At 62.8% G+C, this 13410-nt stretch carries 11 protein-coding genes; 1 reads left to right on the forward strand and 10 read right to left on the reverse strand.

All coding sequences use genetic code 11. From position 1 onward, the window contains the following. The 4 genes from VJR29_07635 to VJR29_07650 are packed head-to-tail and all read right to left on the reverse strand — an operon-like array spanning position 1 to position 7494. Entirely contained in the window at positions 1–891 is an 891-nt protein-coding gene (locus VJR29_07635) for an aminotransferase class IV (protein ID HKY63276.1), read from the reverse strand. A gap of 41 nt (positions 892–932) precedes the next feature. Beyond that, the gene (locus VJR29_07640) at positions 933–2243 is read right to left on the reverse strand and encodes an anthranilate synthase component I family protein (protein HKY63277.1); all 1311 of its coding nucleotides are present in this window, start codon (positions 2241–2243) and stop codon (positions 933–935) included. Next, positions 2240–3334 (reverse strand): DNA photolyase, encoded by a 1095-nt coding sequence (locus VJR29_07645; GenBank protein ID HKY63278.1) that lies wholly within the window; start codon positions 3332–3334, stop codon positions 2240–2242. Before VJR29_07645 ends, VJR29_07640 begins: the two co-directional genes overlap by 4 nt. A 53-nt stretch (positions 3335–3387) precedes the next feature. Beyond that, positions 3388–7494 carry a hypothetical protein gene (locus VJR29_07650; protein HKY63279.1) on the reverse strand — a complete coding sequence of 1369 codons (4107 nt, stop codon included), beginning with the start codon at positions 7492–7494 and terminating at the stop codon, positions 3388–3390. 152 nt (positions 7495–7646) lie between these two features. Here VJR29_07650 and rho point away from each other — a divergent pair, with 152 nt between their 5' ends. Then, positions 7647–8624 (forward strand): transcription termination factor Rho, encoded by a 978-nt coding sequence (gene rho / locus VJR29_07655; protein HKY63280.1) that lies wholly within the window; start codon positions 7647–7649, stop codon positions 8622–8624. Here the strand turns inward: rho and VJR29_07660 are convergent. The 6 genes from VJR29_07660 to VJR29_07685 all read right to left on the reverse strand — a co-directional run. Continuing rightward, a complete protein-coding gene (locus tag VJR29_07660) occupies positions 8602–9537 on the reverse strand; it encodes a LuxR C-terminal-related transcriptional regulator (GenBank protein ID HKY63281.1) in 936 nt (311 codons plus the stop codon). The genes rho and VJR29_07660 overlap by 23 nt on opposite strands. Positions 9538–9539: 2 nt before the next feature. Further along, entirely contained in the window at positions 9540–9866 is a 327-nt protein-coding gene (locus tag VJR29_07665; protein HKY63282.1) for a helix-turn-helix transcriptional regulator, read from the reverse strand. 135 nt (positions 9867–10001) lie between these two features. Next, entirely contained in the window at positions 10002–10463 is a 462-nt protein-coding gene (locus VJR29_07670) for a cupin domain-containing protein (GenBank protein ID HKY63283.1), read from the reverse strand. 95 nt (positions 10464–10558) lie between these two features. Beyond that, positions 10559–11209, reverse strand: coding sequence for a carbonic anhydrase (locus VJR29_07675; GenBank protein HKY63284.1), 651 nt, complete (start codon positions 11207–11209; stop codon positions 10559–10561). Positions 11210–11220: 11 nt separating this feature from the next. Continuing rightward, positions 11221–12708, reverse strand: a complete 1488-nt coding sequence (locus VJR29_07680) for an NADH-quinone oxidoreductase subunit N (protein HKY63285.1) — start codon at positions 12706–12708, stop codon at positions 11221–11223. Next, on the reverse strand, positions 12705–13410 hold a 706-nt coding region (locus tag VJR29_07685; GenBank protein ID HKY63286.1), incomplete at its 5' end, for an NADH-quinone oxidoreductase subunit M. The genes VJR29_07685 and VJR29_07680, both read right to left, overlap by 4 nt.

Genomic DNA, 13410 nt, shown 5'->3' on the forward strand with positions numbered 1-13410 from the left:
TTACTCCACGCCCCACTTTTTTGATTCGAAGGACTCGATCCGGTACTGCTTCTCTTCGTTGAACAGCGAGGCGATTCGCTCGGTCTCCTTGCCGGGAATCCCGCGGCCGATCGGCTTGTCGTTGACCCGAGTCAGGGGCAGGACTTCCTTGAGAGCCGAGGTCAGAAAGGCCTCGGAAGCGGTGAGCAGATCCGAGACTTTCAAAGGCCGTTCCTCGAAGGCGAGATAATTCTTTTCCAAAAGCTCCAAAATAATCCGGCGCGTGACGCCGGGCAAAACCCCTTCGCTCAAGGGCGGAGTGAGGAACTTTTCGCCGTCGTGGATGAAAAGGTTGGCGGTGGCAGCCTCGACCAGATTCCCGGCCGAGTTGAGCAAGAGCGCCAGGTCAAAGCCGCCCTCCTGCGCCATCCGTTGCGAAAGAATATTTCGGAGGTAATTCGTCGACTTCACTTGGCAGAGCGGATCGGGCGAAATGCGAAAATCCTCGATCACCTTGGCCGAGGCGCCGTCGGTGTAGAGCTTCTTCGAAACCTTGTCCAGCGCCTTGGCCACGACCACCAAGTTGACGCTGTCGCCGGGCTCGAGGCTGCCGAATTCCTTGTTCAGCCGGCTCAAGGTCAAGCGGAGATAGGCATCCTTCAAGCGATTGTGATGCAGGGTTTGGTAAAGAGCGAATTCCAGCTTGGAGGCCGAGAGGTCGATCGGCATTCGCAGCAAATCGAGGCCGCGGAAAAAACGCTGCAAGTGCTCGCTCAAAAAGGGAATGAAGCCGTGAGTGGCCTTCATCGTCTCGAAGAGACCCTCCCCGTAGAGATAGCTTCGATCCAAGGTCCATTGCGAAACCTCGTGCTCGTGCTTGAGCATGCCGTTGAAGTAGACGAGGCCGGACATGGGCCCATCGTAGCGCCGGCCGATTCAAACCGGAAGCGGAATTAATCGCCTTCCGGCACGGTGCCGAGCGCGGCGAAAAAGCCGCGGGCCTTGTCGAGGCACTCCCGGTATTCGGCTTCGGGCTCGGAGTCGACGACAATGCCGCCGCCGGCCCGGTATTCCAAATCCCCGCCCTTCAAGGTCGCGGTGCGGATCGCGATGTTGAAGCCCGAACGTCCCGAAAACCCGGCATAGCCGATGGAACCGGTGTAAATGCCGCGGGGCCCCCGCTCCAGCTCGGCGATCACCTCGATGGCCTTGAGCTTGGGCGCGCCGGTGATCGATCCGCCCGGCGAAAGGCGGTGCAAGGCCTGGAGCGGCCCGATCCCGGCAGCCAGCTCCGATTCGACCACCGCGTAAAGGTGATGGACTTGGGGCAGGCTTTCCAAGCGCCGGAGCTCGGGCACCGAAACCGAGCCGGTCCGGCTGACCGCTCCCAAGTCGTTGCGCACCAAATCGACGATCATGAGCAGCTCGGCCGCGTCCTTGGGGCTGGCCAACAGTTCAGCGGCCAGCTCGGCGTCGCGAGCGGGGTCGGCCGAGCGCGGCCGAGTTCCCTTGATCGGATAGGAGCGGGCACCGCGGCCCACACTTTCGAGCAGGATCTCCGGTGAAGCCGAAAAGATTTGCTCCTCGCCCAAATTGACATAGGCCATCTGCGGCGCCGGCGCGGCTTGACGCAAGCGAAGATAGAGGTCGGCGGCATCGCCGCGACCCGCGCTGGCGAAACCCTGCGAGAGATTCACCTGATAGCAATCGCCGCGGCGGAGCCGCTCCTGGATGTCTCGAACTTGATCGAGGTATTCGGCGCGGGAGATGTCGGGCCGGATCGGGCCCGCTTGCCAGGCGGAGAGCGAAGGAGCGGCTGCGCTCAAGCGCCGGACCAAGCGGTCGGCTTTCCGAGGATCTTGAGAATGGACCGTCGCACTTTGGGTCGAATGATCGAGCTCGAGCCAAGCGTCGAAGAGAAAAAAATCGGCCCGGCCCTCGTAATTCAAGCGACCGATCCAACCGCCGCCGAAAATCGAGCCTGTCGTCCCGAGCGGAGTGAGGGATCCACGACGATGCTCCGCGGTGGATTCCTCGGGGCCTCGGAATGACAACTGAGCGTCCGCTTCTTTCGCGAACTCGAAAAACTCCGCAAAATCCTTGCAAGCCCGGTGCTCCAGCGGCTCCAAGGCCAAAATCGAAATCCGGGAGCGCGGATGGCCGGCCGAGGCGCTGTCGAGCCAAAAGGCCGGCGGCTCGGCCTGGACCAAGGCGGCCAGGCGTCGGGAGTCGGGCCAGGCGATCGGCAAGGCGACGTTTTTCACGCGGCCAATTCCTTGAGCCGTTGGCTGAGGGAATGTTCGACGACTTGGGGCAAGGGCGCCGGCTCGGCGGTGACTTCCTCCCACATCCAGGGCGGCTCCATGCAGAGATAGCGCGGGAAATCCAAGCTCCACTCGGCCAAGCGGCGCCAAACCCGGCGGTACATCTCGCGGCGCAGGGTCTTGAAGTAGCGGAATTTCCCGTCGGGAGCCTGGATGAAATCCTCGGCGAAGATCGCGGTCTGAGGGAAGCGCTCGGTGGCGATCTCCTTGAGGGCCTTGTCGAAACGGAGGCTGCCGACGCTGACCCAGGCCAGGCGCTTCGGATCGAGCCGGGCGGCGATCGCCGCGATCAAGCCGTCGTAAGCCTCTTCCCAACCCGGGTGACAAATCAGCGGGTCGAGATGAAGGCCGACCGGGTAACCGGCGGCCTGAGCCTGGGCCGCGGCTTCGAGCCGCTCGGCCAGCGAGGCGCATTTGAGCTCCTCGCGCTTCACGATGGCCTCCGGCGCCAAGGACCAGGAGAGGACGGTGCGACCGCGATGTTCGAGCTTGAGCAGGCCCGCAATGCAGTCGCTCTTGGTCTTCAATTCCAAAAAAAGATTTTTTCGCGCAGCGAAGAAGGGCACCCACTCGCCGCCCAAGCCGGTCAAGGCGTCGAGAGCCAGCGAATCGGAAAGCTCGCCGGTCCCGACTCGGAGCGGCTTGGTGCCGGCCTCGTCCAGGTTCCGCAGGGCGGCAAGAAAATGGCCGGTGTTGGCATAAACCGTGAGGACCGGGTTGTTCTTCAAATAGCTCTGAAGGATGCAATAAGTGCATTCGAGATGGCAGTTGGAAATCGGGTTGAAGACATAGTCGTCCAAGTTGATGGCGTGCTTGATCTTGGGAAATGGCTTGACGGCTTCGCCTTTGGCTTGAGCGATGGCGAGGATCCGCTTGGCCGGCGAGATCGCTTGTGGCTCCTTCCACGAACCGAGGCTTTCCACGATTTCGCGGCGCACCTCGGGAAAGACGCCAAGAAGCCGGCGAGCCAGCGGCGTCTCGGCGACCGCCGCTTCCAGAAGCAGGATTTGAGGGGCGAAGCTAGCGAGCATGGCATTCCCGCCGAAGACTCTTGCAGAGATTTCGCCGCCGGGGAATAGCTTTCTTAAGCGGCCGGCGGAGGCGGCGAAACCGGCTTGCTCGCCCGCAAGGCCTTCCAACCACCGCCGCTGGTCAGGCTGGCCCAAGCCCAGCGCAGCCACCGGAGCAACGCCAAGGCCAGCCACAGCGCCCAAGCCAGCATGGCCAGCCGGTAGCAGAAGAGCGGGACCGAGATCACCCAGGTCTGAGGCAAGGTCGCCGGACTTCGATCGTTGAACCAGCGCAGGAAGGTGTTGCTCGAACCGTTGCCCGAGATCTGCATGTCGGGCATGCCGAGCAGTCCCTGCTGGATCGAGACGAAGATCACGATCAAGGCCGCCAAGGTCCAAAGGGCCAGGAGAATTTGGAAAAGGTCGAAGCTGAAGCTTCCGCTCAAGGGCTTGCGCTCCCGCCAACCCAGGGCCAAAAGCCAACCGGCGAAGATCAGCGAGGCCCAAATCGGCACTTGGGTCAGGCCGAAGCCGAGCAGCAGCCAATGGTGGAACTTGAGCGGCGTGAGCCGGCTCCGGCCGAGGACGATCGAGGCCAGGATGACAATGCCGAGCATGCTCCAGAAAAGGACCGCCGGCCCGGCCCGGAGGCCGCCGGCGAAGAGCACCCAGCGGTTTTGCGGGAGATGCAGCTGGATCTCGGTGTTGACGCTCGGCGAGCCGAGCGAGATCGCCGGCGTGCGGAAGAAGGACTTGAGCGCCAAGGGCTGCTGCCAACGCAGCTCGACCTGCTGGGTTCCGGGAACCAGCGGCAGGCTGACCTTCAGCCCCTCTTGTCGAATCGGCTGGGTCGAGCCGTTGATGCTCACCGATTGCAACACCGCTCCCTCCGGCAGGGTCAGGACATGTTGCCCGCCCAGGCTGCTGCGCAGGTTCACGCTCAGGCTCGACTCGGTGAAACGCAAGCCCGGCGTGACCGCGAAGCGGCTGCGGTCGATGGTCAGGACCTGGCCGGCGATGCCGGCCGGCCGGCTGATCTTGAGATTCAGCGTTTCGCCGGGCCAAGGCCGCCACTCCACCGGCCAGCGGCTATCGGGGCTGCCCGGATGAACCGGTGGAATCCCCTCGGATTGATAGTGCCAGACCGGATTCAAATCGAGCTGCCAGACTTCGATCATCGAGCTGGACTTGGGCGCCTCGAGCTTCAACTCCGGCGCCTCGGCCAAAACCGAACGCCAAGTGAATTCGGTGGCGTTAGGCCCCATGCTCACCCGCACCTTACCCTCTTTCACTTCGACGTCGGCGTCGGTCACCGATTCGCCGGCGAGCAAGGGCACCTCGGCGATGAAGGCGGTGCCCGGCGGCGTGAGCCGGACGACCTTGGTCTCCACTTCCCAAGTGAGGCCGAGCAGGAGCAGGCGCTCGACCCGGAAGAAGGGCGGCAGCGCCGCCCGCTTCGGCTCCGAGGCATCGGGGCTCAAGCTCTGCAATCGGGTGAGCTGGAGATTGTCGGCAGCCTGACCGTTTTCCAACAAGCCCTCGAGGCTCCAGTCGGCGACCTCGGCCTCGATGTAGCGGGGCTTGAGCGGCAGGGCGATCTGAACGCTGGGACGCTCGGGCAAGGGACCTTCGGCCGTCACCTGGTGAACGCCGGGCGGGAGCTGGATCCAGAGATTGCCGGTTTCATCGCGGTGCAAGGCCGAAAAGGCCCGGCCGTTGACGGTGACGCTCGCGGGGGTCCACTCCTCGAAGCTGCCGGGCAAGGCCACCGAGCCGTTGCCGGCGACGCCGACTTCAAGCAAGAGCCGCAATTGATTGCCGGCGACCGCGAGGCGCATCCGGGAGACGGCCGCGCAGTCCGGATAACATTCGGGGTCCTCCAAAAGCTTGTCGCGAAGCTGGTTCAAGAGCTCGGTCGGAGGATACTCGGCCCGGGCCGGAGCGCTGCCGAGAACGATTCCGCCGGCGATCAGGAGCAGAGCCGCATAGCTGCCGCCCCGCCGCCACCAGCGCTGCCAGGAACCACCGATCCAGCCCAGGACACAAAGCGCCAAGAGGCCCACCAGCAACACCCGAAGCACGGCCAGGGCGAAATTCAGCGCCGGCGGAATCAGGAAGAGCCGGAGGGTCTGGCCCTTCTCGACCGGGCCGTTCCAGGTCAAGGGGTAGTGGTTCCAAGTCCAAAGCGGAAGCCCCGGACCGGTCTGGACTTTGGCGCCGGGGCTCTGCTGGGAGAGATTTTCCCGCATCCGTTGGTCATAGTAATCGCGCTTCTTCGCACCGATGCTGGCGGCCATGTTTTGCACCGCTTCGGGCTTAGCCGCCATTTTTCGGAGCACCTTGCTATCGGCGGCCTCCTCGTCCATCGACGCCGGCGCCTCTTGGGGCACGGCACCGCCGTAACCTAACGCCTCCGGGGCCTGGGCTTCGACTGGCGGCGCCGGGATCGCAGCCGGCGGCGGGACCGCCCGCTCGGCGTCCAAAACTTGATAAGGATGCTCCAGCACCGGATACATGCCCTGCCGCAACTGCTGAACCATGAAGGGAATGGCCACGATGAGCAGCACGATCGTCGCGATGCCGGTGTAAACCCGGGCCAGGGTATGGAGCTTGCCGGGCTTGAGCAGGCGCAGCAAGGCGCAGCCGGCCAGGAGCGCCAGCCAAGACCATTGGGGCGCGTCGATCTCGGTGTAGGTCAGGGTCAAGCCCAGCAAGGCCACCAAGCCCCATCCGATGCCCCAGAGCCGGGCGAAGATCAGGAAGAGGATCAGGACCATGAAGATGTTGAGCAGGTTCCAGCGGGCGATCCAGGTCCCCGGCACCTCATCGGCGCCGGTTGCGGCCCAAAGGCCCCAACCCGGCGGCAGCTGCAGCTCGCCGCTCACCTTCTGAAAGTCGTGGTTCCAGCCGATGGCCGGAACGCTGCGCCCGCCGTCGTTCAGCCGGCTGTCGGCCGAGACCTGAAGATTGCCTTGGCGAATCTCGATGCCGCTGCGCTTCTCGCCCGGCAAGGAAGTGATGAGCTGATCGACGCCGTTGATCGAAACCCGGCCCAGGGCCAGCGGCGCATTCATCTCCAGCCGGTTGCTGCGGTTGAGAGTGCCGGCCAAGGCATCTTGGAAGGTGTAGCCCTGGCCATCGAAATCGAGCCAAATCCGCCGGAATAAAGTCAGCTGATCCGGCGCCGGGTCGCTGTCGCCCCGCCGCCGCTCGACCAAGCGCATCGTCTCGCCGGGCTTGAGCCGGTAAGCCGGCAGCTGCTTCCAGTGCTCGGGCAAGGTGGTCTGTTGGGGATCGATCGAGCTAACACCCTCGATGGAAACCAGCCGCAGGTTATTGTGAGCTTGGAAGACCCAAACCTCTTCGGGGACCAGGGCCGGCTCGGCCGACAAGGCGATCTCGGCGACCGGGCCGGGGGCCCGGGCCTTGATTTCGATCTTCCAGTTGCCGGGACGAACCTGAACCTTCAGGCTGCCGTCGAGCTCGACCCGCGCCGGCAGCGGCGAATCCAGCGACATCATGATGAAGTCCTGGGGCAGGGCCCGGCCCAGCTTGACCTCGCGGGCCTTGCCGGCGACGTCGAGCTCGACCACGGTAGTGAGGAAGAGCGGGATTTCATCGTCGACCATGCGGTTGACCCGCAGGTCAAGCCGCTCCTCGGCGCCGGCTTCGACCGATTCTTTCTCCAACCAAAGGAGCCCGTTCTCGTCGAGTTGCGGGAAGGGCACGGCTTGGCCCTTGAGGATCAATTGGAGGATGCCGGTGGCGCTGGGAATTTGAAAATTTTCGGGCAGCGAATCCCAGAGAAAGGCGCCCTTGACCGCATGGCTGCCTTTCTTGAGGAAGAGGCTGGGGACCCCGTCGCGATCGAGAACGGTGGCCGCTTGGCCATCGACGGTCACCGATTGAGGCCAGCGCTTGGCGTCGCCGGGTAGCGGGACCCAATCGTCCCGGTATAATTCCCAATCTTGGGCGAAGCTGCCCTGCTTCTCATCCAAGTTGAGGTCGAGTCTCGAAGCCCAGGCGCAAAGCCGCTCCTCGTCGCCGTTGCGGTTGGGGCAAAGTCTCTCTTCCTCGCCGTGAAGCACCCAAGAAACCCAAGGTTTCAGCGGCTCCGGGACCTGATCCAGGGCCAGGGGGGCGGCCCATAACAGGGGGCTGGTGAATAGACAAAGGGCCACAAGGAACGCTCGGCGAAGGCAAAACCGCATTTTTCCTCCTTGGTAGGGTGGCAGGAGAGGACGATTTCATAGCCTTTTTGGTCTAAAAGGTCTTTAAAAAATCCCGTTGCTCCCTCCTCCATAAACTGCTTTAAGGGGAGCGGCTTCTATATATGAGACAATCCCGACACTCTCGCGGCGGCCGTTCCGACCGTCGCTTTTCCGGTCCCCGACGCCATTCTTCGCCGCATCGACACGGCCCCAAGCCCGAGGCGAAGAAGTCCAATGCCTACGCCCTCTTCACCGATCGGACCTCGATCGACCCCTTCGAGCGAATCCGGCTCGAAACCGAGGGCGGCCCCCTGGCGATGCGGGTCTTCGACTTTATCTGCCCCATCGGCAAGGGCCAGCGCGGCCTGATCGTGGCTCCGCCTAAGGCCGGCAAAACCACCCTGCTCCAGCAGATCTGCCAGGCCGTGGCCAAGAATCATCCTGAGATCAAGCTTTACGCCTTATTGGTCGAAGAGCGGCCCGAGGAAGTCACCGACTTCAAGCGCTCGGTGCCGGCCGAGATCCGGGCCTCCTCCTCGGACCACGACACCGAACATCACATCGAAACGGCCAATATCCTCTTGGAAGACGCCGTGACCCAAGCCGTCGAGGGCAAGGACGTCTTGATCGTCGTCGACTCCTTGACCCGGCTCTCTCGGGTCCACAACCGCGAGGCCCGCAGCGGCAAGACCCTGAGCGGCGGCGTCGACGCCAACGCGCTGGAAGTTCCGCGGCGCTTTTTCGGCGCGGCCCGCAAGCTGGAGGAAGGCGGCTCATTGACGATCCTGGCCACCGCCCTGATCCAGACCGGCAGCCAGATGGACGAATATATCTTTCAGGAGTTCAAGGGCACCGGCAACATGGAGCTGGTGCTTTCGCGGCGCCTGGCCGAGCAACGGATCTTCCCGGCCATCGACATCGCCGCCTCCGGCACCCGCAAGGAAGAGAAATTGCTCAGCCCCGAGGAATATGCGGCGATGCAGAAGATCCGCAAATACCTGGCCGGGCTGAATCCGGTCGACGCCGGCAAGAAGCTGGTCGAGACCCTCCAGAAATTCCCCAACGCCGCGGCCCTGCTCAAGACGGTTTCCGACCTATAAATTTCTCCACCAGCTGGACCCGCGAAACCAGGCCGAGCTTGGCCATCGCCGAAGCCAAATGGCTGGCCACGGTGCTCACCGACAAACCCAAATCGAAGGCGATGACCTTGTTGGCGTCGCCGGCCGCGACCCGCCCGACGATCTCGCGCTCTCGAGCCGTCAGGGGCCGGGCAGCCACCGTGTCCGAGCCTGGGCCGTTTAAGGGGAGAAGAACATAGCGCTTGGAACCGCGATCAAAGAAGTCGATTGGAGCCACCTGGTTGGCCGCCAAGCCTTGCCACCAAAGGGCCGCCTCTTCCGGCGGCAATGACCGGGCCTCATCCTCCAGGCGGCCCAAATCCGCCCGGAGCAGGGCCCGGGCGGCCCTCAACCGGGCCGTTTCCATCGAATGGGAGCTCGGAAACTCGGCTTGCGAATCTCGGCCCGAGACCTCGAGCAAACGCTCCGCGAAGATCCGGCTGATCGCTTCGGCCCTGAGGCCGTCCCGGCGGTCAAAGGCCGCGACTTCGCTGCTCCGACCCAAGCTCAGCATGCCAATGACCCGCCCCTGGCGGAGAATCGGCGAGCAGAGATAGTGCCGCATGCGGTATTTGCCGTTCAGCCGGTAGAGGGCCGAATTTTTCCAGCGCCGGCCGGGGTAGACCTTGGCATCGCTGATCGGCTGGCGACTCCGGATCAACAGCTCGAAACCGGGCTCGCCTTCGCGGCGAAGCTCCTCGTATTCGAAGACGAAGGATTCGCGAATCCCACGCAAATGGATCTCTTCGAAGCAATCGCCTTGGCTCCCGAAAAAATACAAGGCCTGCACCTCGGAGCCCAAAGCTTCGCCGGCCCGGTCCATGAACCGCGACTTCAACTCGGCCGGGCTGACGGCCTGTTCCAGCGAATGAAGGAAACTGGCGAAGCGTCCCATGATCACTCCATCGCCGGCGAAAGCGCCCGGCCCCAGCGCGCCGCCAGCTCGCTGCGCGAGCCGATGCCGAGCTTCCGGTAAATATTGGCGATTTGGTTGGCGACGGTGCGGGGCGAACTGCCGCGTAAATTTCCGATCTCGGCATTGGAAAGCCCTTGGAGCACCGCGACCGCGACTTGACGCTCGGCCAGGGTGAGATTGCCCTCGCTGGAAGTAGGCTGGCGGCTAAAGCTGAGAAGAAGGTAGGGCCGGGAACCGAGGCGGACGACTTGGCCGCCCAAATCCTCCGGCGGAGTATTTTCTGAGATCTGAAGGCGCTCCCGAGCCATTTCAATCCCCCCGTTCTTTTCCTTACCCGAAACCTCAGGATCCTAGACTCTGCGAAAAATATCAATCCATAGTCATTTTGTCGATGGCCGGGCGGAACCCCTGGTTCCCGCCCGGCCGCCTGCCTTGGGTTCGGCTCAAGGCAAGGTGTAATTAAAGAAGGATTTTTGCAAGAGCGGCGCGGTTTGTTCCCAAAGGATCACGCTGCCCTGCTTGATGAAGTAGCTGTCGCCGGGATTGTAGGTGTGGCGGTTGCCGAACTCATCGGTCAAGGTCACCCGGCCGATGATGACGGTGGCGTGCTCCGAAAAGGGCATCACCACCCGGACCTTGACCCCCCGCCTGGTCGTGGCTTGGAAAATTCCGGCGGCCATTCCATCGCCGAGAAAATCAAAGCGACCCTTGAGGGTGATGTCGCCCCGTAGAACCGTTCCGCCATTGTCCTCGGGATCACCCAAGGAGATCAGCTCGGACTGAGGCACGATATCGTAAGGCTCGTAAACGAGCATCGGAAAGGCATCGTCGGCCGCAGCCGGCCTGATGAAAGCTAGCGCCGAGAGGGCCACCATGACCGCCAATCGACATAATTGTTTGCCCATGACATCCTCCTAATTTTGTTCCGACGGACCATCCGTCGTTTAGGAGCGATTCTGAGCGCTGGATGGCAAGCCCATCCATAGTCAATTTGCCGAAGCTAGGGGATGTCGAGGATTTCCACTTTGCCGCTCCGCAAATCGTAGTAGCCGCCGACCACCTTCAGCTTGCCGGCTTGGACCAGCGGGGCCAGCACCGGCGCCGATTGACGGAGCTGTTTCACGACCCAGCCGACATTGAACTTGATCGCGCAGTTCGGCTGGTCCTTGGGATCGCAGGTACTTCCAACCAGCGAGCCCCGGACGACGTTAGCCAGCCATTCGATATGACCGGGCAAGGGCTTATTCTTGATCGCCGCCTCGACCGCCCCGCATTTGGAATGGCCCAGGACCAAAACCAGCGGAGCGTTGAGGACGCCGGCGCCATATTCGATGCTGCCGGTGATGATTTCATCCAAGGTATTTCCGGCGACCCGAACCACGAAAAGATCGCCCAGGCCTTGGTCAAAAAGAATCTTGGGCGGAACCCGGGAGTCGGAGCAGCCCAGAATGATGGCGAAGGGATTTTGCCCTTCGGCGATCTCACGCCGTCGCTCCTCGCTTTGATTGGGTTGAATCGAGGTGCCGGCGACGAAGCGCTGGTTGCCTTCGATCAGCTTTTGAAGGGCTTCATCGGGCGTGGGGCCCTTGGCCCACGCAGCGAAAGGAATCGACAAGAGCAAGGATAGGCAAAGCGAAATGAGGCGCGGCATGGCTCCTCCTTTTATTTTTTCGAATAAGGCGCGGTGGATTTGGCCGGGAAAAGCTCGGCCGAGCGGCTCAACTCGACCATCTTGCCCGGAAAAAGTCCAAGATAGAAAACTCCCACCACCAGCAGGGCCAGCAATAGCTTGAAAGCCGGGCCGATCCGCGGCACTTCCAGCGTTTTCTCGCGATGGTGGAAATACATCCGGACGATCGGCCCCAGGTAGTAGTAGAGCGAGATCGCGCTCGCCAAGATGCCGGCGATGGCCAACGGATAGAGCCCGACCTCGATGGCCTGGGAGAAGAGATAATACTTGGCGAGGAAGCCGGCGGTCGGCGGCACCCCGGCCAAGGAGATCAAGAAGACGCTCAAAGCCGCGGCCAGCGCGGGATGGCGGTCGGCTAGCCCATCCAAGTCCTGGAGCTGGTTGACCTCGGTCCCCCGGCTCGAGAGCAGGGTCAGGACCGCGAAGACGCCCAAGGTCATCAAGCTGTAGACCGCCAGGTAGGAGAGGATCGGGCTGATCGCCTCGCTGCGGAAGCCGCCGGCCACCAAGCTGGCGAAGCCGAGCAGCAAATAACCGGCATGGGCGATCGAGCTGTAGGCCATCAGGCGCTTGAGATGCTGCTGGCGGAGCGCGACCAAGTTTCCGATCAGCATCGTCGCGAAGGCCAGCATCACGATCCACTTCTGCCAGGGCAGGCTGAGCGAGGGCGCCCAGGCCTGCATCACCCGCAACAGGGCGCCGAAGGCCGCCACCTTCACCCCGGCGGCCATGAAGCCGGTCACCGGCATCGGTGCGCCGTCATAGGCGTCGGGCGCCCAGAAATGGAAAGGCACCGCCGCGACCTTGAAGGCGAAGCCCAGCAATATCAGCAAGGCGCTGAGCTGGTAGATCGGTTGCAGCGCCGGATCGCCGAGGCTCCCGGGAAGCTTGGCCAAATCCATGGTGCCGGTGGAGCCGTAAAGCATCGCGATCCCGAAGAGCAGAAAGGCGGTGGCCACCGATCCCAGAAGGAAATACTTGAAGGCGGCCTCGCCCGAGCGCGGGTCGTAGCGCCGGAATCCGACCAAAGCGTAGAGCGAGAGGCTCAAGATCTCGAGGCCCAGCACGAAGACCAAGAGCTGGGTCGTGAAGACCATGGTGGCCATCCCGAAGACCGAAAAAAGCAGCAAGGTGTAATACTCGGGGATCGTCTCGGCTTGGGAATTCCAATAATTGTAGGAAACCAGGACCGTGACGAAGCCGGTCAGGCACATCAGGGCGCTCAACAAGTTGCCGAAGCGGTCGAAGACCAGGAGATCCATCGCCACCGCCACGCCTAGATCGGCCTGGTAATAGAAGCCCTGGGCGCAGAGCAGGAAGCCCAGGGCCGCCACCAAGGCCGTCAGCTTGGCCCGCTGCCGGGCCGGAAAAGCCGCCGGAATCAGCGAAAACAGCGCCAGACCCAAAAGGACCAAATAGGGCCACTCCAGCTCCCATAGGCGGGCGAGATCGAGGCTCATGGCGCCGCCCTCCTTCCGACCTGGACCTTGGCGCCCTCGACCCGCTCCAGCAGGGCTTGAGTGGCGGGCTCGATCTTCTTCAGAAAGAAATTCGGCTTCACGCCCATCCAGACGATCAAGATCAGAAGCGGCAGCAGGCAAAGGACCTCACGGCCGCCGAGATCCTTCAAATCCTTGAGCTTGGGATTGGTCGCCGGTCCGAAAAAGACCCGCTCCACCATCCAAAGCATGTAGACCGCGGCGAAGATCACGCAGGTGGTGGAGATCAAGGTCGCCCGGGGCAATTCGCTGAAGCTGCCCGAGAGGATGAGGAATTCGCCGACGAAGCCGTTGGTCCCGGGCAGGGCGATCGAGGAGAAGGTGACGATCAAGAAGATCACGGTGTAAACCGGCAGGAACTTGGCCAAGCCGCCGTAGTCCTCGATCTTCCGGGTATGGGTCCGGTCATAGATCATGCCGACCAAGAGGAAGAGCGCGCCGGTGGAAATGCCGTGATTCAACATCTGGTAGACCGCACCGGTCACCGCTTGGGGCGTCAGCGCCATCAGGCCGAGCATCACGAAGCCCAAGTGCGAGACCGAAGAATAGGCCACCAGCTTCTTGACGTCCTTTTGGACCATCGCCACCAAGGCGCCGTAAACGATGCCGATCACCGCCAAGGTCACCAAGAGCGGCCGGCCCATCTCCAAGCCGCTGGGGAAA

This window comes from bacterium, assembly GCA_035281585.1.
GTDB lineage: Bacteria > UBA10199 > UBA10199 > DSSB01 > DSSB01 > DATEDP01.

What these genes read in the sequence shown, in the direction of transcription:
- VJR29_07660 (HKY63281.1), bottom strand. Translation starts at nt 9,537, where the DNA reads ATGGGACGCTTCGCCAGTTTCCTTCATTCGCTGGAACAGGCCGTCAGC.
- VJR29_07645 (HKY63278.1), bottom strand. Translation starts at nt 3,334, where the DNA reads ATGCTCGCTAGCTTCGCCCCTCAAATCCTGCTTCTGGAAGCGGCGGTC.
- VJR29_07670 (HKY63283.1), bottom strand. Translation starts at nt 10,463, where the DNA reads ATGGGCAAACAATTATGTCGATTGGCGGTCATGGTGGCCCTCTCGGCG.
- VJR29_07665 (HKY63282.1), bottom strand. Translation starts at nt 9,866, where the DNA reads ATGGCTCGGGAGCGCCTTCAGATCTCAGAAAATACTCCGCCGGAGGAT.
- VJR29_07680 (HKY63285.1), bottom strand. Translation starts at nt 12,708, where the DNA reads ATGAGCCTCGATCTCGCCCGCCTATGGGAGCTGGAGTGGCCCTATTTG.
- VJR29_07635 (HKY63276.1), bottom strand. Translation starts at nt 891, where the DNA reads ATGTCCGGCCTCGTCTACTTCAACGGCATGCTCAAGCACGAGCACGAG.
- VJR29_07675 (HKY63284.1), bottom strand. Translation starts at nt 11,209, where the DNA reads ATGCCGCGCCTCATTTCGCTTTGCCTATCCTTGCTCTTGTCGATTCCT.
- rho (HKY63280.1), top strand. Translation starts at nt 7,647, where the DNA reads ATGAGACAATCCCGACACTCTCGCGGCGGCCGTTCCGACCGTCGCTTT.